Here is an 18,880-nt window from a genome sequence, read left to right on the forward strand (position 1 = left end):
ACGATCGGGGCATGGACATCGACTGGGACGAAGCGGCGGCCACGTTCGACAGGGAGCCCGACCACGGGCTGCTCGACCCTCTGGTGCGGGCCGCGTGGGACGAACGGCTCGGGGGCTGGCTCCCGGAGCGCGCGGGCGAGTTCCTCGACCTCGGGTGCGGCACCGGAAGCCTGTCGCTGCTCGCCGCGGCCCGCGGCCATCGCGTCACGGCCGTCGACCTCTCGCCCCGGATGTCCGAGCTGGCCCGCGCCAAGCTGGCCGGCACGGGAGCCGAGGTCCTGATCGGGGATGCGGCCCGCCCGCCCGTCGAAGGGCGGACCTTCGACGTGATCCTGGCCCGCCATGTGGTGTGGGCCCTGCCCGACCCCGAGGCGGCGCTGCGCCACTGGTGGTCCCTGCTGCGTCCGGGCGGCCGGCTGATCCTGGTCGAGGGGGTGTGGGGGGAAGCGGGCATACCCGCCGAGCGCCTCACCGGGGCCCTCGCCCCGCTGAACGCCGAGGCGCGCTACGAACGGCTTTCGGGAGACGCGCGGTTGTGGGGACGCGAGGTGGACGATGAGCGGTACGTGGTGGTCGCCACGGCGGGTACGGCCGCGGCCTGACGACGGCCCCCCGCGGCGGGTCCCGGGACCGGTCGAGCCCCCGCGGCGGGTCCCGGGTCCGGTCGGGCCCCCGCGGCGGGTCCCGGGTCCGGTCGAGCCCCCATGGGTCCCGGGACCGGTCGAGCCCCCGCTTCGGATCGCGGGGTCAGTCGATCAGAGCCGTGAACCGACCGAGTTTCGCCAGGAGTTCGAGCTCGTCCAGGGCCGCGAGCGCGCGGGCCGCCGCCTCGGGATCGCGCTCGGCAAGCCCGCTCTCGGCGAACTCGTCCTCGTCCAGGCGCAGTACGGTCGCGCCGTCGGCCGAGACCCAGAGGTCGAGGTCCAGGTCTTCCGCGATCAGCTCGCCGTCCCGGGCCACCGCGGGCCGTGTGATGTCGCAGTACCACCCCTTGAGCGCCGCGTCGCCACCGCGGACCTCCTTCACGGCGTACCAGCGATCGCGCCAGTAGTGCTCGGTGAACACATCGCCCGGCTCGAACCGGACGAAGCCGAAGTCGCGGACGCCCTCGGCCGCCCAAGGGGCGACGGCGGTGAGCCGGACCCCGTCGTCGGACACCACCGACGCCGGATAACGCAGCTTCGTACGCCCGGCCTTGACCAGGACGATCTCGATCCGGGAGCCGGCCTCGGCCGAAGGCGCGGACGCGGACATGACGTACCTCCGTGGCACATATCTGCTGACAGGAACTCGGGTGTGCGGACAGTTCCGGGCGGTCGTGGCACGGTACGCGGGCTCCCGGTACGGGCGCCTTCGATTTTCGGGACCCGCGCCCCGCGTGTTCCCGGTGGGCCCCGGGGCGGGGGAGAATCGGCCCGTGACCCTCAAGATCGTGATCGACCCGGGCGCGGCCACCGCGCCGTACGAGCAACTGCGCGCCCAGATCGCCGACCGGGCCCGTTCGGGGAAGCTGCCGGTGGGCTTCAAACTGCCCACGGTCCGGGGCCTCGCCGAGGACCTGGGCCTCGCGGCGAACACCGTGGCCAAGGCCTACCGGGCCCTGGAGGCGGACGGGGTCATCGAGACCCGGGGCCGCAACGGCACGTTCGTCGCGGCGGCGGGAGACGCCTCGGAGAGGCTGGCCGCGGCCGCCGCGGCCACCTACGCGGGGGAGGCCCGCAGGCTCGGTCTGGATCGGGAGGCGGCGCGCGCCGCCGTCGAGGACGCGCTGCGGGCGGCGTACGGGAAGTAGGCCCCGCGGCGCGGAGCCGGGCTGTGAAGGTCGTCCGGGCCGCCCGGCTACAGGTACAGCCCCTCGTCCGACCCCGGGCGCTGGTCCGGGACCGAGGCCGGGGACGTGCCGCGGCGCAGGGCGAACAGCTCGGCCAGGGAGGTGCCTTCGCGGCCGATGCCCTCTTCCGTGCCCAGCCAGCCCACCGCCTCCGACCGGGTCAGCGGGCCGACCTCGATCCGGGCGAGGCAGCGGCCGGGGCGGACCACCGCGGGGTGCAGTCGTTCCAGGTCCTCGTTGGTGGTGACGCCCACCAGGACGTTGCGGCCCTGGCCGAGCAGGCCGTCCGTCAGGTTGAGCAGCCGGGAGAGCGCCTGGCCCGCCGTGTGCTTGGCCTCGCCGCGGATCAGCTCGTCGCAGTCCTCCAGGAGGAGCAGCCGCCAACGGCCCTTCGCGCTGCCGTCGTCCTCGCCGATCGCGATGTCCATCAGATAGCCGACGTCGTTGAAGAGCCGCTCCGGGTCGAGCACGCAGTCGACCTGGCACCAGTCGCGCCAGGAGCGGGCGAGCGTGCGCAGCGCCGAGGTCTTGCCGGTGCCCGGCGGCCCGTGGAGCAGCAGCAGCCGGCCCGCGATGTCGTCCGGGGTCACCTTCATCAGACGGTCCATGGCGTCGGCCACCGGCGCCGTGTAGTTGTGCCGCACCTCGTCCCAGGTGCCGGCCGCGATCTGGCGCGTCGTGCGGTGCGGGCCGCGCCGGGGCGAGACGTACCAGAAGCCCATGGTCACGTTCTCGGGCTGGGGCTCCGGCTCGTCCTCGGCCCCGTCGGTGGCCTGTTTCAGCACCTCCTCGGCCAGTTCCTCGCTGGTCGCCGTCACCGTGACGTCCGCGCCCCGGTTCCAGCGCGAGACGAGCAGCGTCCAGCCCGGGCCCTCGGCGAGGGTCGCGCTGCGGTCGTCGTCGCGGGCGGCGCGCAGCACCTTCGCGGCGGGCGGCAGCAGGGTGAGCCCCTTCTTGACCCGGTCGATGGAGGAGCTGTGCGAGTACGGCTGCTCGCCCGTGGCGAAGCGGCCGAGGAAGAGCGCGTCGACGACGTCGGACGGCGAGTCGCTGTCGTCCATGGTCAGCCGAATCGGCAGCGTGGCCTCTGGGTTTGCGGACATGCCGCCCATGATCCGGCAACACGTCCGTACGCGCACGTGTTTTGTCCCGTTGAGCGGCGGGGTGGTGGCCGGGGCTGCGGCCGGATCACCGGGCGGGGGACGTTCCGTACGCGTTCCGGAGAAACTGGCCGGAACGACAACTACCGCCCTTACGCTGCCTCGTGATGGAACGTCATCGTGGGATCACCGTCCGGAGCGGGAGGCCGCCCGGCGCCGCGTCCCGGGCCCGGACCGCCGCGCTCCGGGCCGCCGTCCTGCTGGCCGCGCTCGCGCTCCTCCTGGCGGCGAGCGGCTGTACGAGCCGCGACGGCGGGGCCGGGCCCGGGCGGACCGGGGCGAGCAACACCGCCACCGCCCTCGGCTGGGGATTCACGCACACCCAGTACAGCGCCGACAGCGGCGACGACGCCTCGGTGGCACGCGCCCGCGAGCTTCTCTCGGCCCAGGGCCTGCCGCAGGACCAGGCGATCATGGGCTGGGGCGCGGGCAACCCCGAGCCGTCCCCGGGCAGTTACGACTTCTCGGACCTGGACCGGCGCGTGAACTTCATCCGCTCCACCGGCGCCACACCCGTCATCACCCTGTGCTGCGCGCCCGACTGGATGAAGGGCGGCCGGGCGGGGGCGAGCGGCACGGACTGGAGCGTGCGGTCCCTGGAGACGGCGCCGCTGCCCGCGCACTACCAGGACTTCGCGGACCTGGCCGCCAAGATCGCCCGGCGCTATCCGGACGTACGGCACTTCGTCGTCTGGAACGAGTTCAAGGGCTTCTTCGACGACGCCGACCAGCGCTGGGACTACGAGGGCTACACCCGGCTCTACAACACGGTCTACGACGCCCTGAAGAAGGTGAATCGCGGCAACCTGGTCGGCGGCCCCTATCTGGGCATGGAGAGCTACGGCCCGCAGGACCAGTCGTTCGCCTCCGCTCTCAAGGGCCCCTGGGGCTCGGTCGACCAGCGGGTGCTCGATGCCTTCCGCTACTGGAACAAGCACAAGAAGGGCGCCGACTTCGTGGTCGTCGACGGCGCCAGTTTCACCCGCACCAGCCAGCTGCTCCCCGATGCCTTCGCCGCCACCGAGAAGTTCACCGCCGTCAGCGAGTGGCTGCGCGAGCAGAGCGGTCTGCCGCTGTGGTGGGCCGAGTACTACGTCGAGCCGGACAAGGCGGGCTGGAGCGAGCAGCGGCGCGTGGCCACCCAGGCGGCGGGGCTGATGGCCCTGGCGCGCGGCGGCACCGTCACCGCCCTGTACTGGAGCCCGGAGCAGCGGAGCGGATCGTGCCCCGGCTGTCTGTGGACGCCGACCCAACAGCGTGACGGCGGGCGGGAGTTGCCGATGTACGCCCTCATCGCCAGGTTCGCCAGGGCCTTCCCGCCGGGCACCCGGTTCACCACCGTCGACGTCGCCGCCGACGACGAGCCGGACGTTCGGGTGCTCGCGAGCGTCAAGGACGTGCTCGTGGTCAACACCCTCGACCGGGCCATCGACGCGCAGGTGGACGGCAGGGCGTTCCCGATGGCCGCCTACGAGGTGCGCTGGCTCACCCGCTGAGGCTCCGCCGGGCGCAGCACCCCGAACAGCCTCACCGCGGCGACCGCCGCGATCACCGAAAGGCTCGCGACCTCGGCGATGCCCACGCCGGTCAGGCCGAGCGGCCCCAGCAGCGCGAGGGTCGATCCGAGCACCAGCACACACAACGCGCCCTGGAGCACGGCGAGTCCGGCCGTACGGCTCCGGGCGCGCAGCACCGCGAAGTACAGCTCGATCACCACCCGCAGCACCGCCCCGACCACCAGCCAGCGCAGCAGCGCCGTGGCATGGTGCGCGTACCCCGGGCCGAACACACCCAGGATGTAGGGCGCGCACACGAAGAGGAAGGCGCAGATCGGCAGCACGATCTTGATCATGCGCAGGAGCGCGTCCCGGGCGTTGCGGCCGAGCCGCCCCGGGTCGTGCGCGCCCTCGACGGTCAGCGAGGCGCCCATGTTGATGGCGAGCAGTTCGACGGTGCCGCCGATGGTCGCGGTGATGTAGAAGTACGCGTTGTCGGCCGAGCTGATCTGCGAGGCCACGACCACCGGCACCAGATAGACCACGGCGAGCGCGAACAGCGACCCCGTGCAGTCGCCGGCCAGGAAGCGCCCCATCTCCCGGAAGGTGGGCGGTCGCGCGGTGTGCACGGTGAGCTCCACATGGCGGGGGACCAGGCGCCGGAACACCAGCCAGCCCAGCGGCAGTACGGACACGGCGATCGCCGCGACCCACGACACGAAGACGCCGCTGGTCGGCAGCGAGGCCGCGATCAGGACCAGGAGCAGCAGTTTCACCGCGGAGAACGCGGTGTTGCCGACCGGCACCCAGAACGCGCTGCGCAGCCCCGTGAGCACCCCGTCCTGCAAGGTGAGGACGGACCAGGCGACGACCGCCGCGATGAAGCCGAGCCCCTTGAAAGGGCCGTGCAGAAAGCGGTACGAGGGCCCCCAGAAGTCCAGCGTCTCCATGAAGACGAGCGCGGCCACCGCGACGACACAGGCGCTCAGCGCGTAGGTGCGCAGCACGAGGCGGCCGGTGGCGGCGCCCGACACCGGGATGAAGCGCGCCATCGCCCCGGTCAGGGTCAGCGCGGTGAGCCCGGCCAGGAACTTCATGGCGGCGATCGCCGCCGAGCCCTGGCCGACCGCGTCATCGGTGTAGTACCGGGCGGCGATCAGCCAGAAGCCGAGCCCGAGGACCGCGCTGATGCCGGTGTTGAGCATCAGCGCGTAGGCGTTGCGGAAGAGCGGGGTGCCCCGGCGCCTGCCGGCGACGGGGGGCCCTGCGTCCTGGGCGGTGCTCACCTCGGCCACGGGTACCGCTCGCCTCCTGCTCGTTGGGTACCGCTCGCTTCCTGATCGTTCGTCGGTCACCGCCGGGCCGTCCGCGGCCCGGTCAGTCGCCACCGAGCCCGCGCCCGGCCCGGCGGGCCCCGCGGATCACGGCATAGCCCTTCGTCAGGACGCGGTCGCGGGCGAAGGTGCGGATGATGTCACGGCCGGTGCCGATGAGCAGCCGCTCGAACTCGTCGAGACCGGTGGAGCGCCGTACGGTCACCCGCTCCAGGGCGTACGGGCCCTGGCGCCGTTCGGCGAGCGCGTTGCCCACGGCGAGCGCCTGCGCGAACCCCGCCGAACGCACCGTGCGTCGCACCCGTCGGCTGGAGTAGCCGTAGGGGTAGGCGAACGAGACCGGAGGCGCGCCGAGCTCGTCGGCGATGATCTCCTTGCAGCGCAGCGTCTCGAACCAGAGCCGTTCGTCGGGGAGTTGGTCCAGCTGCGGATGGCTGTGGCTGTGCCCGCCGATCTCGGTTCCGGCCGCCGCGAGTGCGCGCACCTGGTTCCAGTCGAGCATGGTGTCCAGGGCGCCGCCCCCGTCGTGCGGGCCGCGCAGCCAGCCCGTCGACACGAAGAGCGTGGCGGCGAAGCCGTACTTGGCGAGCACCGGCAGGGCATGGCGGTGCACGCCCTCGTAGCCGTCGTCGAAGGTGATCAGTACCGGGCGGCGCGGCAGCGCCCCCGCCGTGCGCCAGGCGTGCGCCAGCTGGGCCGTGGTGAGCGGAATGCATCCGAAATCGGCGATCACCTCCATCTGGCCGGCGAAGGCGTCCGGCGAGACGGACAGGCCGTACGCCTCCTTGGCGGGGCTGTGCGCCACCGAGTGGTACATCAGGATCGGCACCGGGACCGGGTGAGCCGCATTCATGCCGCCTCGCCCTCCTCGCCGGCCCGGACGGACCCCACGCGCGCGATCGGGGCGACGCTGAAGGCGGCCCCGCCCCGCAACGCCCGTACGGTGCCGAGCAGATAGCCGCCCGCGGCGACCGCGACCCCGGTCACGATCGCGCCCGCCCGGCCCGCGCCCCCGGCCCGGCCGAGTACCGCGTCCCGCACCCCGCGTGCCACACCGGCCGGCAGGACCCGGCTCGTGTAGCGGCGCTCCGACTCAAGTCCCTTGCCGGCGCCGACACTTCGAGCCACCAGGGCCTTCGACAGACCTTCCGCGTACGCCCGCGTACGGAAGTAGCCGAAGCGTTCGCGGGCGGCGGGCACCCGGTGGTGGATCACCGCGCGGTCGTCGATGAGCAGGACGGCGCCCGGCAGGGCCCCGCTGAGCCGGATGCACAGCTCCGTCTCCTCGCAGCCGAGCGGCCGCTTGTCGCCGTCGCGCCCGATGCCGGTGGCGAAGCCGCCCGCGGCGTCGAACGCCGAGGTGCGGAAGGAGGCGTTGCCGCCGAGGACGTTGCGCACCTCGACCCGACCGGGGGGCAGCCCCCGGTAGGTGCAGCCGACGATCCAGTCGAACTCCTCGGGGAACCAGGCCGGCCGCCGCCCCGAGGCCCAGGCGGGCACGGTGCGGCCGCCGACCGCCATCACGCGCGGGTCGTCGTAGCCCTCGGCGAAGTGCCGCAGCCAGTCCCGCTCGGCCACCGCGTCGTCGTCGAGGAAGGCCACGAACTCGCCCCGGGCCACCGCGATCGCGGTGTTGCGTCCTGCCGAGAGGCCACGGGGGCCCGCGTTGGCGAGCACCCGTACCTCCCCGGACGCCGTGTGCTCCTCGAACTCCCGGGCGAGCCGTTCCCGGAGCCGCTCGTTGTGGTCCACCACGAGCAGCGTCTCCAGGGCGGGCAGCGACTGCGCGCGCACCGAGGAGAGGGCCGCCAGGATGTCCTCCCAGCGCTCCTCGGTGTACACACAGATCACCACCGAGAATTGACGCTCCGTCAAGTCACCTCTCCTCGCCGTGTGTTGAGGAAGACGGCCTGGGTCCGCCGGCGGGCCCGGGGCACCGCCTTCTCTCTGAGGATCACCTTCAGGACCCGGATGCCGTCGCGCACCGCGCTGAGGTTGGAGACGCCGTGGATCCGGTTGTACTCGTAGCTGGGGACCTCCTGGACGCGCAGGCCCGCCTTGACGATCCGGATGTTGATCAGCGTCTCGATCTCGAACCCCGAGCAGTCGAGCACGATCTTGTCCAGGCAGTGCTTCCAGAAGGCGTTGTAGCCGTAGCAGAGGTCGGTGTAGCGGGCCCCGAACTTGCGGTTGACGATGCCGCACAGCACGGCGTTGCCGAGCTTGCGGATCGGGGTCATGTCGTCGGTGCCGCCGCCGTTGGCGAAGCGAGACCCCTTGGCGAAGTCGGCACCGCCGACCAGGGCCGAGACATAGCTGACGATCTCCTCGCCGTCCGCCGAGCCGTCCGCGTCGACCATGACGACGATGTCTCCGGTGCAGGCGGCGAAGCCACTGATCAGCGCGTCGCCCTTGCCCTTGCCGACCTGCTTGACGACCACCACGTCGGGCCACAGTTCGCGGGCCACCTGCACGGTGTCGTCGGTGGAATTCCCGTCCACCAGGACGACTTCGTGGATCCAGTCCGGAAGTGTGCTGAAGACGTGCGGAAGGTTTTTCGCCTCATTCATCGCCGGGATGACGACGCTCACCGGTGGAGCAATGGCGAGATTCGCCGAAACCGGTCGATAGGACCCGGCTATTCGGGCGACGGCAACGGATTCCGCATGACTGTTCGGTGAATCCGCCATCAATTGATCTTCGCCCGGAGTGGCCGGGCGCACGGAAGGAATCATGATGTGTCTCTGTCCCTCTCGTCCGGTGGACCGCCCGCCCCCGGGCGGTCCGGATGGTTTTCCGGTTACGAAAGGGGGGTTCTCACCCCGGTCATGACGGCATGGCACACCGCACTCTTCGGGCGAGCTGGCTTTGCTGGCCGCGCGGCCCGTGCTCCGGCCCCCGCAAGGTGAAGGCCGACCACGGTACCCCCCTACCGCGCCCCGCACCGGTGGCCATCACGGCGCTTGAGCCCTCCCCCAGTGCCGTTCGACGATGGACCGTTGCGGGTGGATGCAAGACGGTATTGATGATGGGGACTTTAGGGCAAGACCCCGTCCGGGGCCCTACCTTTCGCTGTTTTCGACCGTTCTTTCACGGCCGGTCCCGAAGGTATTCACCCCCGTTCCGAGCAGCAGGAGGAGAAGGCTGATCGCGCCCACCGCGGTAACGCCGTTGCGGGTCGACCAAAGGTGCAGACCTGCCATGGTTTCGGCGGCCAGCAGATCGATGAGTACCGCTCCCGACAGCGACGCCACCAAGCGGGCGAACGGTTCCAGTCGGCGCAGCAGGAATGCGGCCGCTTCCGCGGGTGCGGCCAGCAGAGAGAAGAGCGCGAGCGGAGCGCGCAGCGGAGAGTCCAGGTCGGCGTACGCCAGGGCGGCACCGACGGCCGAGGCGGCGAGAACCGCTCCCGCGAGGACGGCGAGCAGATCGGCCCGGACGGGCGAGTCGACTGCCGATCTGTCACTGATCGTCTGCATTGGCGACGGTTCCCCCCGATGCGCCGGATGCGAGGCTTCAATGTGTCGCAGTCCGGACAGTCCCGTCAAGACGCCGACTCGCTTGCTGTGAACAGGGATTGACGCACTGTCAGCGGAGTGTGGTGCTCCGGTGAAGGATTACTCGCGAGTTGCTGACGGATCGCCAGATAGCCGCAGATGTCCGTCGGCTGTTCTTGGCATGGACACTTCCGGCGGACTCTGGGGGCTGGTACCACTGCCGTGGCGGAAAACCCGCTACAAGGAGGTTCCATGAAACTGTCCCGAATCGCGGCATATGCATGGGCGCTCGTGCTGACCACCGCGCTTTCCCTCACCGGGGCCGGCGTGGCATCGGCGGCAACCCAGGCGGCCGGATCCCACTACGTGGCCCTCGGCGACTCGTACTCCTCCGGCGTCGGTTCCGGGAGCTACGACAGTTCGAGCGGCAGCTGCAAGCGTTCCACCAAGGCCTACCCGGCGCTGTGGGCGGCGGCGCATTCACCCGCCTCGTTCAACTTCACCGCTTGCTCAGGCGCTCGTACGGGTGATGTGACGTCGAGCCAGCTCGGCCCGCTCAACTCGTCCACCGACCTGGTGTCGATCACCATCGGCGGCAACGACGCCGGCTTCTCGGACGTCATGACCAACTGCGTCCTGTACTCGGAGTCCACCTGCCTCGGCAAGGTGGCGGCGGCCCGCGCCTACGTCGACTCGACGCTGCCCGGACTGCTCGACTCGGTGTACTCGGCGATCAGATCCAAGGCGCCCAACGCCCACGTCGTCGTCATCGGATACCCGCACTTCTACAAGATCGGCGGCAGCTGCATCGCGGGCCTCAGCGAGAACTCCCGCTCGGCCATCAACGGCGCCGCCGACGAACTCAACTCGGTGACCGCCAAGCGCGCGGCCGACCACGGCTTCGGCTTCGCGGACGTGGTGGGCGGCTTCACGGGTCACGAGATCTGCTCCAGCAGTCCGTGGCTGAACAGCGTCGTGTGGACCAACATCGGCGAGTCCTACCACCCCACCGCCGCCGGCCAGTCGGGCGCCTACCTGCCCGCCTTCACCCGCGCGGCCTGAAACCGCTCAGCCGGAGGGCGAGGAGGAGCCCGTCGGTGACGGCGAGGAGGAGGGCCCGCCCGTCGGTGTCTCCTCCTCGCACGTCACCTGGTACGCCACCGCGTCGGACGAGACCTTCACCGGAGCACGCACCTCCACACGGACCTCGTTCGAGCCGCTGTGCGACGGCGACTCGGTGTGCACGACCTGCCGGGTCATCGGGCCGCCCGGGGCGAACGAGAGCGTCTTCCAGCCCGGGTCGGACGACTGGCCGTCCCGGGTGACCCAGCGGTACTCCACCTGGGCCGGCGCCCGCCCCACCGTGAGGACGGCGACCATCGAGGGCGCCGACGTGCTCGGGGCCGGACACGTGCCCCGGTAACTCCCGCGCAGTACCTGGACGTTGACCGCCACCGACTGCTCGGGTGTCGGCGAGGGTGACGGGCTGCCGCTCGCGGACGCGGTCGTGGGCGGCGGGCTGCTCCTGGGAGTGGACCCGGTCGTCCCGGGCGCCTGCGCGGAGTGCGGGAGGGAGGGCGTGGGCGAGCCGCCGCCCGATGAAGTCCCCCGGGTTCCCTGCCCGTTGTCCCGCACCAGCAGGTACACGAGGAGTCCGAGCGCGAGCAGCAGCACCACGACACCGGCGATGACCGCTGCCCCGGTGCGGGAGCGGGGCTCGCCGTGCGCCGCGGGTCCGGCGTCCCCGGCGGGCGCGGACACGGGGCCGAGCACGGAGGTGGGCGGCAGGACGGGCGGACCTGCCGGGACCGTGGTGTCCTCGTACCGGTCCATGGGGGAGCGCACGGTGCCGCCCGCCGCGACGAGTCGCAGCTGGTGCTCCGCCTCCTCGGCGGGCAGCCGCTCGCCGGGCTCCTTGCGCAGCAGCCCCTCGATGACCGGTGTCAACGGGCCTGCCCGGAGCGGCGGTTCGAGGGGATCGTCCACCACGGCCCGCAGCGTGGACAGCGGGGTGTCCTGGCGGAACGGCGAGTTGCCCTCGACGGCGGCGTACAGGAGTACGCCGAGCGACCACAGGTCGGAGGCCGGGCCGGGGGTGTGGCCCAACGCCCGTTCGGGAGCCAGGAATTCGGGCGAGCCGACGACCTCGCCGGTCAGGGTGAGGGTCTGGCTCCCGGCCACCGTGGCGATGCCGAAGTCGGTCAGGACCACCCGGCCGTCGTTGGCGAGCAGTACGTTCGCCGGCTTCACGTCGCGGTGCAGCACCCCCGCGTCGTGCGCGGCCCGCAGCGCGGCGAGCACCTCGGCGCCGATCCGCGCGACGCGCTGCGGGAGCATCGGCCCCTCCGCGTCCAGCACGTCGGACAGGGCGAGGCCGCGGATCAGCTCCATGACGATCCACGGCCGCCCGTCCTCGGTGGCCACGTCGTACACGGTCACCACGTTGCGGTGCGAGACCCGGGCCGCGGCCCACGCCTCCCGCTCCAGGCGGGCGTACAGCCGGGCCACCTCGGGGGAGTCGAGCGCGGCGGGGGCCAGGACCTCCTTGACGGCCACCTCGCGCCCGAGCACCTCGTCCCGGGCGCGCCACACGATGCCCATGCCGCCCCGGCCGAGCGGCGAGAGAAGCCGGTAGCGGCCCGCGATCAGACGTTGCTCACTGCCCGGCACTTCGCTCACTGGCGAGCCCCCCATCCGCGGCGGAGAAACCCTTCCAAGTTAGCTCAGGGCCGGGCCGCTGCCGCCCCCTTGAACGGCATTGCGCAGCACGTGCGAACACGGGCCGCGACTCTGCGTGAGGGGCAGTCAGTAATGTGTCCAACTCGCCCTGGAATCAGATGTATTCGGAGCGTAATCGTCAACCCGGCCCCCCTGAAGGTGAATCCTGCCACCGGATTCACGAGTGTGACGCGGGGGCGATAGGGTTACCCTGCCCGGGGCCGGGTGCCCTCGTACGGGTGGGGAGTGACATGGAACAGATAACAATGCACAGCAGGGCGCGAGTGCCTGCCATCACCTGCGGGAGCAGCGCGACCAGTTCGCGGCTCGACCGCCATCTCTCGGTGCTCGGCGGTCCTGCCGTCCCGCAGCGCGAGGCGGCCGAGGCGACGTTGCTGATGCGCGAGCTGACCTCGCGTGACGTGGCGCACACCCGCAGGAGCAAGAGTGCTCGCGTCTCGCTCTTCGCGCCGCTGCGGCGGCTGCGCCGCTCGCTCTTCGGCAGCCGCGGCTGAATCCACTCCCGACACCAGGCGCCCCGCGTTCAGGCGATCACGCCGTCCCGGCGCAACTCTGCCAACTGCTCGTCCGTCATTCCCAGGGCCCGCAGCGTTGCGCAGGTGTGTTCGCCGAGCGCGGGCACCGCACCCATGTACGCCTCCTGACTGCCGCCCAGAGTGATGGGCGGCAGCAGTGCCCGCAGCGGCCCCACCGGTGACGCCACCTCCCGCCAGCGCTCCCGTGCCGCCAGCTGCGGATGCGCGGCGACGTCCGCGACCGTGTTGATCCGGGCACACGCGATCCCCGCCGCTTCGAGCCGGGTGACGGCCTCGGCCGCCGTGAACCGGGCCAGCGCCCGCGCCACCGCCTCGTCGGTCCCCGTCCGGTGCGCCACCCGCGCCGCATTGGTGGCGAAGTCCGGATCGTCCGCCAACTCGGGCCGCTCAAGGACCAGTTCGGCGAGCCGTCGCCACTCCCGGTCGTTCTGCACCGACAACAGCACCTGCCCGCCGTCCGCCGTGTCATAGGCGTCGTACGGCGCGATCACGGCGTGCGCGACGCCGGTGCGCGCCGGTTCGGTGCCCCCGTGCATCACGTGGTGCAGCGGATGCCCGAGCCACTCGGCGAGCGCCTCCAGCATCGAGATCTCCACCGGCCCGCCGCGGCCGGTCGTGCCGCGCCGCACGAGGGCCGCCAGGACGCCCGAGAAGGCGTACATGGCGGCCGCGATGTCGGCGGCCGGGATCCCGGCCTTGACGGCCCGCTCGGGCGTCCCGGTGACGGACACCAGGCCCGCCTCGCACTGCACCAGCATGTCGTAGGCCCGCTTGTGCGCGTAGGGGCCGCCGGCGCCGTACCCCGATATGTCGACGGCGACGAGCCGGGGGTGCGCCGCGCACAGCGTGGCCGCGTCCAGGCCGAGCCGGGCGGCGGCGCCCTGCGCGAGGTTCTGCACGAACACGTCGGCGTCGGCGACGAGCCGCCGCAGGATGGCGAGGCCGCGCGGGTCCTTGAGATCCAGGGCGACCGACTCCTTGCCCCGGTTGCACCACACGAAGTGCGAGGCGAGACCGCGGGCCGCGGTGTCGTAGCCGCGCGCGAAGTCGCCGCCGTCGAGGCGCTCCACCTTCACGACGCGGGCCCCCAGATCGGCGAGCTGACGCGTGGCGAACGGTGCGGAGACGGCTTGTTCGACGGCGACGACGGTGATGCCTTCGAGAGGCAGGGGCTGAGTGCTCATGGCCGTACTTATCGCGTACGGGCGGCTCCTGTCACCCCGCGGTACCGCTCAGCGGCCGTTGTTCGCGTACCGGCGCACCGCGAGCGGCACGAAGACCAGCAGCAGGAGACCGCACCAGGCGAGCGAGCCGGCTACCGGGTGGGCCACCGGCCAGGCGGCGTCCGCGGCGGGGGAGGCGTTGCCGCAGAGCTCGCGGACGGCCGAGGCGACGGCGCTGATGGGGTTCCACTCGGCGATCGTGCGCAGCCAGCCGGGGAGGCGGTCGGTGGGGATGTAGGCGTTGGAGAGCAGCGGCAGCATGAAGGTGGCCGAGCCGAGCTGTCCGGCGGCCTCCTCGCTGCGCGTCAGCAGGCCGAGGAACAGGCCGGCCCACGTCGTCGCGAGGCGCAGCAGCATCAGGAGTCCGAAGGCGCCGACCGCGCCGAGCGGCCCCGCGTCGATCCGCCAGCCCACCGCGAGCCCCACCAGCATCAGCGGGACCGTGCCGAGCGCGGTGGTCAGCAGGTCCGCCGCGCTCTGGCCGACCGGGACCGCGGCCCGGCTCATCGGCAGGGTGCGCAGCCGGTCCATCACCCCGCGGTGCGAGTCCTGCGCGGCCTGGAACATTCCGGTCATCAGGCCGTTCGCGGCGGTGGCGACCAGGAGGCCGGGCACCAGGTAGGCGCGGTACTCCTCGCCGGGCATGGCGAGCGCGCTGCCGAAGACGTAGCCGAAGAACAGCAGCATCGATATCGGCATGGTCTGGGTGAGGACGAGCACGCCGGGCGCGTGCTTGATGCGCTGGAGCTGGCGGCCGAGCATGGCGGTGCTGTCGTATGCGAGCGAGGTCATGACACAAGCTCCTTGCGGGAGTTGGCGGCGGTGGTGAGGCGCAGGAACACCTCGTCGAGGGTGGGCGGGCGCAGGCTCGCGTCGAGGATCGGCACCGCGGCGCCGTCCAGTTCGCGCACCAGGCGGGGCAGGGTGAGCGTCGGGTCCATGGAGACGGCGCCCACCGTCCGCGTGGCGGCGTCGAGTTGGGGCCGGGCCCCCGTCAACTGGTCGAGCACGGCCGCGGCTTGGGGCAGGGCGCCCTCGTCCGCGACCACGACCTGGGCGTAGGACCCGATCCGGGCCTTCAGCTCGGCCGGGGTTCCGGTCACGGCGGCGCGGCCCTGGTCGACGAGCACGATGTGGTCGGCGAGCCGGTCGGCCTCCTCCAGGTACTGGGTGGTCAGCAGCACCGTGGTGCCCTCGGCGGTCAGATCGCGTACGGCGGACCAGATCTGGTTGCGGCTCGCCGGGTCGAGTCCGGTGGTGGGCTCGTCGAGGAACAGCACGCGGGGGTGGGTGAGCAGGCTCGCCGCGAGGTCGAGGCGGCGCCGCATGCCGCCGGAGTAGGTGCCGGCGGCGCGGTCGGCCGCGTCCGTCAGCGCGAACCGCTCCAGGAGTGCGGCGGCCCGCTCGCCGGCCGCCGCGCCGCGCATGCCGTGCAGCTTGGCGAACAGGCGGAGGTTCTGGCGCCCGGTGAGCTCCACGTCGACGGAGGCGGACTGGCCGGTCACGCCGATGGCCCGGCGGACCGCGTCCTGCTCGCGCACCACGTCGTGCCCGGCGACCCGCGCGGAGCCCGCGTCCGGCGCGAGCAGCGTCGTCAGCAGGCGTACGGCCGTCGTCTTGCCGGCGCCGTTGGGCCCGAGCAGCCCGCAGACCGTGCCCTCGGCCACGGCCAGATCGAGCCCGCGCAGCGCGTGGACCTCGCCGAAGCGCTTCTCCAGACCTTCACTAAGTACAGCGTACGTAGTCGTCATGCGGCTCACCATAGCGCACTACGTACGGTGTACGTAACTACGATGGGGGGCGAGGTGATGATCCATGGCAGGGCGACCTGCTGAACCAGAAGTGATCTGGGCGCGCCCCGAGCGCGCCGGACGGGGCCCCAGGCCCGCATTCAGCCGTGCTGACATCGCGGCCGCCGCCGTACGCATCGCGGACGCGGAGGGCATCGACGCGCTCTCCATGCGCCGGGTCGCGGCCGAACTCGGCTGCGGAACGATGTCCCTGTACAACTACGTGCCGCGCAAGGAGGACCTGTACGAGCTGATGGTGGACGCGGTCAGCGCCGAGTACGACCTGAGCGAGCCGACCGGCGACTGGCGGGCCGACATGCTCGCCCTCGCCCACCAGACCCGGGCCCTGATGCACCGCCACCCCTGGGTGCCCCGCCTGATGTCCCCGGTGTACGGCTTCAGCCCGAACGCGCTGCGGTACCTGGAGCACTGCATGACCTGCCTCGACCCGCTGGAGGCGAAGTACGGCACCAAGATGGAGCTGATCGCCTCGGTGAACGGCGTCGTCACCACCTACGTCGCCAACGAGATCGCCACCGCCGAGCGGACCCGCTCGCTGCCCTGGTCGCCGGAGCAGGAGCAGGGCGTGCGGATCGCCTACCTCTTCAGCCAGGTCGCCACCGGCCGCTATCCGCGCCTGGCGGCCGCCTTCGCCGAGGACTCGGGACCCATAGACATGGACGCGGTCTTCGAGCGGGCCCTGACGAGAACGCTCGACGCGTTCGCCGGGTAGCGGCAGCGGCGTCGACAATCCCCTGCGCGCGCCCGCGTCCGCGCCGTACGGTGACCATGATCGGTTCTTGGCGGTGAGAGGCGGGGCGCATGTCGCAGAGCAGCATCGGGGTCGAGGTCGTCTGCGATCCGGTCGGCCGGGTGGTCGGCGGCCGCGGTGAGGTCCGCGACGACGAATGGGGCGGGGTGTCGGCCGTGATCCGCCTCGACGAGCAGCGGTTCGGGCCGGAGGCACTCGCCGGCCTGGACTCCTTCTCGCACGTGGAGATCGTCTACCACTTCGACCGGGTCCCGGTCGACAAGGTGGAGACCGGAGCCCGGCACCCGCGCGGCAACACCGACTGGCCGTTGGTCGGCATCTTCGCCCAGCGCGGCAAGAACCGGCCCAACCGGCTCGGGGTCTCCCGGTGCCGGCTGCTGCGCGTCGACGGACTCGACGTCCACGTACAGGGCCTGGACGCGGTCGACGGCACTCCCGTGCTCGACATCAAGCCCTACCTGGCGGAGTTCGGTCCCCGCGGCGCCACCACGCAGCCGGACTGGGCCACCGAGATCATGCGCGAGTACTACTGACGGAGCTTGTGACCTGGACTTCCGTCCGTGCCAACGCAGTCCTGGACCTGGGAGCCGGGGGTGGATTTCCGGCTCGGCGCCGCGCCGTGCAGGATGACCCCATGACCGAGATCCGCACCCCCCGCCTCCTGCTGCGCCGCTGGACCGACGACGACCTCGTCCCCATGGCCGAGATCAACGCCGACCCGGAGGTCATGCGCTGGATCGGCGACGGCTCGGTCCGGGACCTGGAAAGGACCGCCGCGGACATCGAGAGGTGGGAGGAGGAGTGGGACGACGAGGGCTTCGGGCTCTTCGCCGTCGAGCTCCTCGGCTCCGGCGAGATGATCGGTTTCACCGGCCTGTCCGTGCCGCACTTCCTGCCCGAGGCCGAGCACGAGGTCGAGATCGGCTGGCGGCTCGGCCGGCCGTTCTGGGGCCAGGGGTACGCCTCCGAGGCGGCGCACGCCGCGCTGGAGTTCGCGCTCCAGGACCGCGGGCTCGGCCGGGTCATCAGCGTCTCCCGGGTGGGCAACGACGCCTCCGAGAACGTGATGCGCAAGCTCGGGATGAAGCAGGAGCGCGAGACGGTCCACCCGGAGTTCGGGCACGCGCTGAACATCCACTCCATCGACCTGACCGAGTACACGGCCTGAACCCCGGCCGGCCCGCCCGGGGCCGGGCGGCGTCAGATGAGGGCGAACTGGCCCCCCGGTCCCTCCTCGGGGTGATCGAGCACGGAGGCGGGGTGGCGCGCGCCCGCCGGTACGGGCAGCACACCGGCGCCGCGCAGTTCGCCGCGCGTCACCGGTTCCGTGAGGGCCGCCGTCAACTCGGTCCGGGCCGAACGCAGTTCACCGAGGAGGGCGAGCACGGTGATCAGCTCAAGGAGGTCGGACGTCCACTCCTGGGGCCAGTTCGCGGGGCCGACCGCGGCGAGCGTGCCCGCATCGGCGGGCCCGGTGCGCCGCTCGAACCACAGCTCCAGCATCCGCACCCCGCCCACCCGGAACTCCCAGGCTCCGGGCGGCACCGGCGCGACGCGGCCGCCGTCGCCGATGTGCAGCACCTCCTCCGCGGCGTCGTAGCGCAGTTCGCGCGGGCGGGCCGGGACGGCCGCGCGGACATAGGGCCGCCGCCCGCCCGGCAGCCGCGGCTTCTCGCCGCCGCGCGCCCCGCGCACCATCAGGTCGCCCATCCGCTGCCCCAACTCCACTCCGCTGGACCAGAGTTGAGGGTCACGCGGCAGCGTGACGAGGCATCCCGTTGCGCTCGGGCGGGCCACGGCCAGGGCCCAGGCGGCCACCTCGTGCGGGGCCACCGGGTGCCCGTACGTCTCGGTGAGGAACGCGAGCAGGCCGGGTGCGAGGTTCGGCTCCAGGCCGCCCGGCCGGCGGTAGAGCGGCCGGATGCGGCCGGGGCGTCCGGCGGGGGAGCGCCCGTCGGGCAGCACGGCCGAGACGGTGAGCGCGGGCCCGTCGGCCTTCGGCACGTATCCCTGCTCGACCACGAAGAGCTGGTGTTCGTCGGCCACCCGCCACAGCTCGGGCCGGGCGGCGTCGAGCAGCCGCTGGTCCGGTATCAGCCACTGCTCGTCGAAGGGCCCGTGCTGGACGCGGACCGGATCGGGGCAGCCGCCCCGCTCCTGCGCGAACGGGCCGGTGCCCGCGGTCCTGCCGGGCAGCGCGGCCACCGCGGAGCGCAGCGTACGGGCCCGGCTCGGGCCGAACAGCCGCTCCCGCTCGGCCCCTTCGGACCGTACGAGCAGGTCCCAGCGGGAGCGCAGGGTGCGCTCGTCGGGCGCCACCACCCAAGGCCGCCCGAGCCGCAGCGGGGCCACCGACCAGGGCATCAGGTCGTCGAGGAGAGGCACGTCATCGCTCACAGCCAGCATGCTAGTGAGAATGCTCAGCGGTCCTCGACCGTCACCGGGAAGCCCCGGCGGTTACCGGGAAGCCCCGGCGGTCACGGGGAAGCCTCGACGGTCACG

19 protein-coding genes and 1 pseudogene are annotated in these 18,880 nt (G+C 72.3%); 8 read left to right on the forward strand and 12 right to left on the reverse strand.

Annotated elements, in window-relative coordinates; genetic code table 11:
- Nucleotides 1-11: 11 nt before the first annotated feature.
- Nucleotides 12-602 (forward strand): class I SAM-dependent methyltransferase, encoded by a 591-nt coding sequence (locus ACFYNP_RS30265; RefSeq protein ID WP_388789923.1) that lies wholly within the window; start codon nt 12-14, stop codon nt 600-602.
- Between the two features lie 145 nt (nt 603-747).
- On the opposite strand, the gene ACFYNP_RS30270 is transcribed toward ACFYNP_RS30265, so the two are convergent.
- Nucleotides 748-1,254 carry a DUF402 domain-containing protein gene (locus ACFYNP_RS30270; RefSeq protein ID WP_388789926.1) on the reverse strand — a complete coding sequence of 169 codons (507 nt, stop codon included), beginning with the start codon at nt 1,252-1,254 and terminating at the stop codon, nt 748-750.
- Nucleotides 1,255-1,417: 163 nt separating this feature from the next.
- On the opposite strand from ACFYNP_RS30270, the gene ACFYNP_RS30275 reads away from it, so the two are divergent.
- Complete coding sequence (locus ACFYNP_RS30275) at nt 1,418-1,792, forward strand: GntR family transcriptional regulator (RefSeq protein WP_100576998.1); 375 nt, start codon at nt 1,418-1,420, stop codon at nt 1,790-1,792.
- Nucleotides 1,793-1,839: 47 nt separating this feature from the next.
- On the opposite strand, the gene ACFYNP_RS30280 is transcribed toward ACFYNP_RS30275, so the two are convergent.
- Entirely contained in the window at nt 1,840-2,934 is a 1,095-nt protein-coding gene (locus ACFYNP_RS30280; RefSeq protein ID WP_388411088.1) for a DUF5925 domain-containing protein, read from the reverse strand.
- Nucleotides 2,935-3,098: 164 nt separating this feature from the next.
- Here ACFYNP_RS30280 and ACFYNP_RS30285 point away from each other — a divergent pair, with 164 nt between their 5' ends.
- Nucleotides 3,099-4,487, forward strand: a complete 1,389-nt coding sequence (locus tag ACFYNP_RS30285; RefSeq protein WP_388789928.1) for a xylan 1,4-beta-xylosidase — start codon at nt 3,099-3,101, stop codon at nt 4,485-4,487.
- A gap of 5 nt (nt 4,488-4,492) precedes the next feature.
- Here ACFYNP_RS30285 and ACFYNP_RS30290 read toward each other — a convergent pair.
- The 5 genes and pseudogenes from ACFYNP_RS30290 to ACFYNP_RS30310 all read right to left on the reverse strand — a co-directional run.
- Nucleotides 4,493-5,782, reverse strand: a pseudogene (locus tag ACFYNP_RS30290) (lipopolysaccharide biosynthesis protein); the annotation flags it as partial.
- A gap of 82 nt (nt 5,783-5,864) precedes the next feature.
- A complete protein-coding gene (locus tag ACFYNP_RS30295) occupies nt 5,865-6,674 on the reverse strand; it encodes a polysaccharide deacetylase family protein (RefSeq protein WP_388789931.1) in 810 nt (269 codons plus the stop codon).
- Nucleotides 6,671-7,696: a glycosyltransferase family 2 protein gene (locus ACFYNP_RS30300; RefSeq protein WP_388789934.1), complete on the reverse strand. Its 1,026-nt coding sequence runs from the start codon at nt 7,694-7,696 to the stop codon at nt 6,671-6,673. Before ACFYNP_RS30300 ends, ACFYNP_RS30295 begins: the two co-directional genes overlap by 4 nt.
- Nucleotides 7,693-8,511, reverse strand: coding sequence for a glycosyltransferase family 2 protein (locus tag ACFYNP_RS30305; RefSeq protein WP_388789937.1), 819 nt, complete (start codon nt 8,509-8,511; stop codon nt 7,693-7,695). Before ACFYNP_RS30305 ends, ACFYNP_RS30300 begins: the two co-directional genes overlap by 4 nt.
- A 372-nt stretch (nt 8,512-8,883) precedes the next feature.
- A complete protein-coding gene (locus tag ACFYNP_RS30310; protein ID WP_388411100.1) occupies nt 8,884-9,300 on the reverse strand; it encodes a hypothetical protein in 417 nt (138 codons plus the stop codon).
- 270 nt (nt 9,301-9,570) lie between these two features.
- On the opposite strand from ACFYNP_RS30310, the gene ACFYNP_RS30315 reads away from it, so the two are divergent.
- Nucleotides 9,571-10,380 carry an SGNH/GDSL hydrolase family protein gene (locus ACFYNP_RS30315; RefSeq protein ID WP_388789940.1) on the forward strand — a complete coding sequence of 270 codons (810 nt, stop codon included), beginning with the start codon at nt 9,571-9,573 and terminating at the stop codon, nt 10,378-10,380.
- 6 nt (nt 10,381-10,386) lie between these two features.
- Here ACFYNP_RS30315 and ACFYNP_RS30320 read toward each other — a convergent pair whose 3' ends face one another.
- Nucleotides 10,387-12,012: a serine/threonine-protein kinase gene (locus ACFYNP_RS30320; protein WP_388789942.1), complete on the reverse strand. Its 1,626-nt coding sequence runs from the start codon at nt 12,010-12,012 to the stop codon at nt 10,387-10,389.
- A 275-nt stretch (nt 12,013-12,287) separates the two neighbouring features.
- Here ACFYNP_RS30320 and ACFYNP_RS30325 point away from each other — a divergent pair, with 275 nt between their 5' ends.
- Nucleotides 12,288-12,551, forward strand: coding sequence for a hypothetical protein (locus tag ACFYNP_RS30325; protein ID WP_189765214.1), 264 nt, complete (start codon nt 12,288-12,290; stop codon nt 12,549-12,551).
- 29 nt (nt 12,552-12,580) lie between these two features.
- On the opposite strand, the gene ACFYNP_RS30330 is transcribed toward ACFYNP_RS30325, so the two are convergent.
- Genes ACFYNP_RS30330 through ACFYNP_RS30340 form a run of 3 tightly spaced genes read right to left on the reverse strand, consistent with a single transcriptional unit; the run spans nt 12,581 to nt 15,567 of the window.
- Complete coding sequence (locus ACFYNP_RS30330) at nt 12,581-13,777, reverse strand: CaiB/BaiF CoA transferase family protein (protein WP_388789945.1); 1,197 nt, start codon at nt 13,775-13,777, stop codon at nt 12,581-12,583.
- Between the two features lie 48 nt (nt 13,778-13,825).
- Nucleotides 13,826-14,608: an ABC transporter permease gene (locus ACFYNP_RS30335; RefSeq protein ID WP_388411111.1), complete on the reverse strand. Its 783-nt coding sequence runs from the start codon at nt 14,606-14,608 to the stop codon at nt 13,826-13,828.
- On the reverse strand, nt 14,605-15,567 hold the full coding sequence (locus tag ACFYNP_RS30340; protein WP_388789948.1) for an ATP-binding cassette domain-containing protein: 963 nt from the start codon (nt 15,565-15,567) through the stop codon (nt 14,605-14,607). The genes ACFYNP_RS30335 and ACFYNP_RS30340 overlap by 4 nt, the downstream gene beginning before the upstream one ends.
- A gap of 64 nt (nt 15,568-15,631) precedes the next feature.
- Between ACFYNP_RS30340 and ACFYNP_RS30345 the strand changes: the two genes are divergently transcribed.
- The 3 genes from ACFYNP_RS30345 (at nt 15,632) to ACFYNP_RS30355 (ending at nt 17,546) form a co-directional block, all read left to right on the forward strand.
- Entirely contained in the window at nt 15,632-16,339 is a 708-nt protein-coding gene (locus ACFYNP_RS30345) for a TetR/AcrR family transcriptional regulator C-terminal domain-containing protein (RefSeq protein WP_388789951.1), read from the forward strand.
- 89 nt (nt 16,340-16,428) lie between these two features.
- Complete coding sequence (locus ACFYNP_RS30350) at nt 16,429-16,911, forward strand: SAM-dependent methyltransferase (protein WP_388411119.1); 483 nt, start codon at nt 16,429-16,431, stop codon at nt 16,909-16,911.
- A 101-nt stretch (nt 16,912-17,012) separates the two neighbouring features.
- Nucleotides 17,013-17,546, forward strand: a complete 534-nt coding sequence (locus ACFYNP_RS30355) for a GNAT family N-acetyltransferase (protein WP_388789953.1) — start codon at nt 17,013-17,015, stop codon at nt 17,544-17,546.
- Nucleotides 17,547-17,578: 32 nt separating this feature from the next.
- Here the strand turns inward: ACFYNP_RS30355 and ACFYNP_RS30360 are convergent, their stop codons facing one another.
- Entirely contained in the window at nt 17,579-18,784 is a 1,206-nt protein-coding gene (locus ACFYNP_RS30360) for a type ISP restriction/modification enzyme (protein WP_388789956.1), read from the reverse strand.
- Between the last annotated feature and the right edge of the window lie 96 nt (nt 18,785-18,880).

It is taken from the genome of Streptomyces sp. NPDC006691 (assembly GCF_042869955.1).
Taxonomy (GTDB): Bacteria; Actinomycetota; Actinomycetes; order Streptomycetales; family Streptomycetaceae; genus Streptomyces.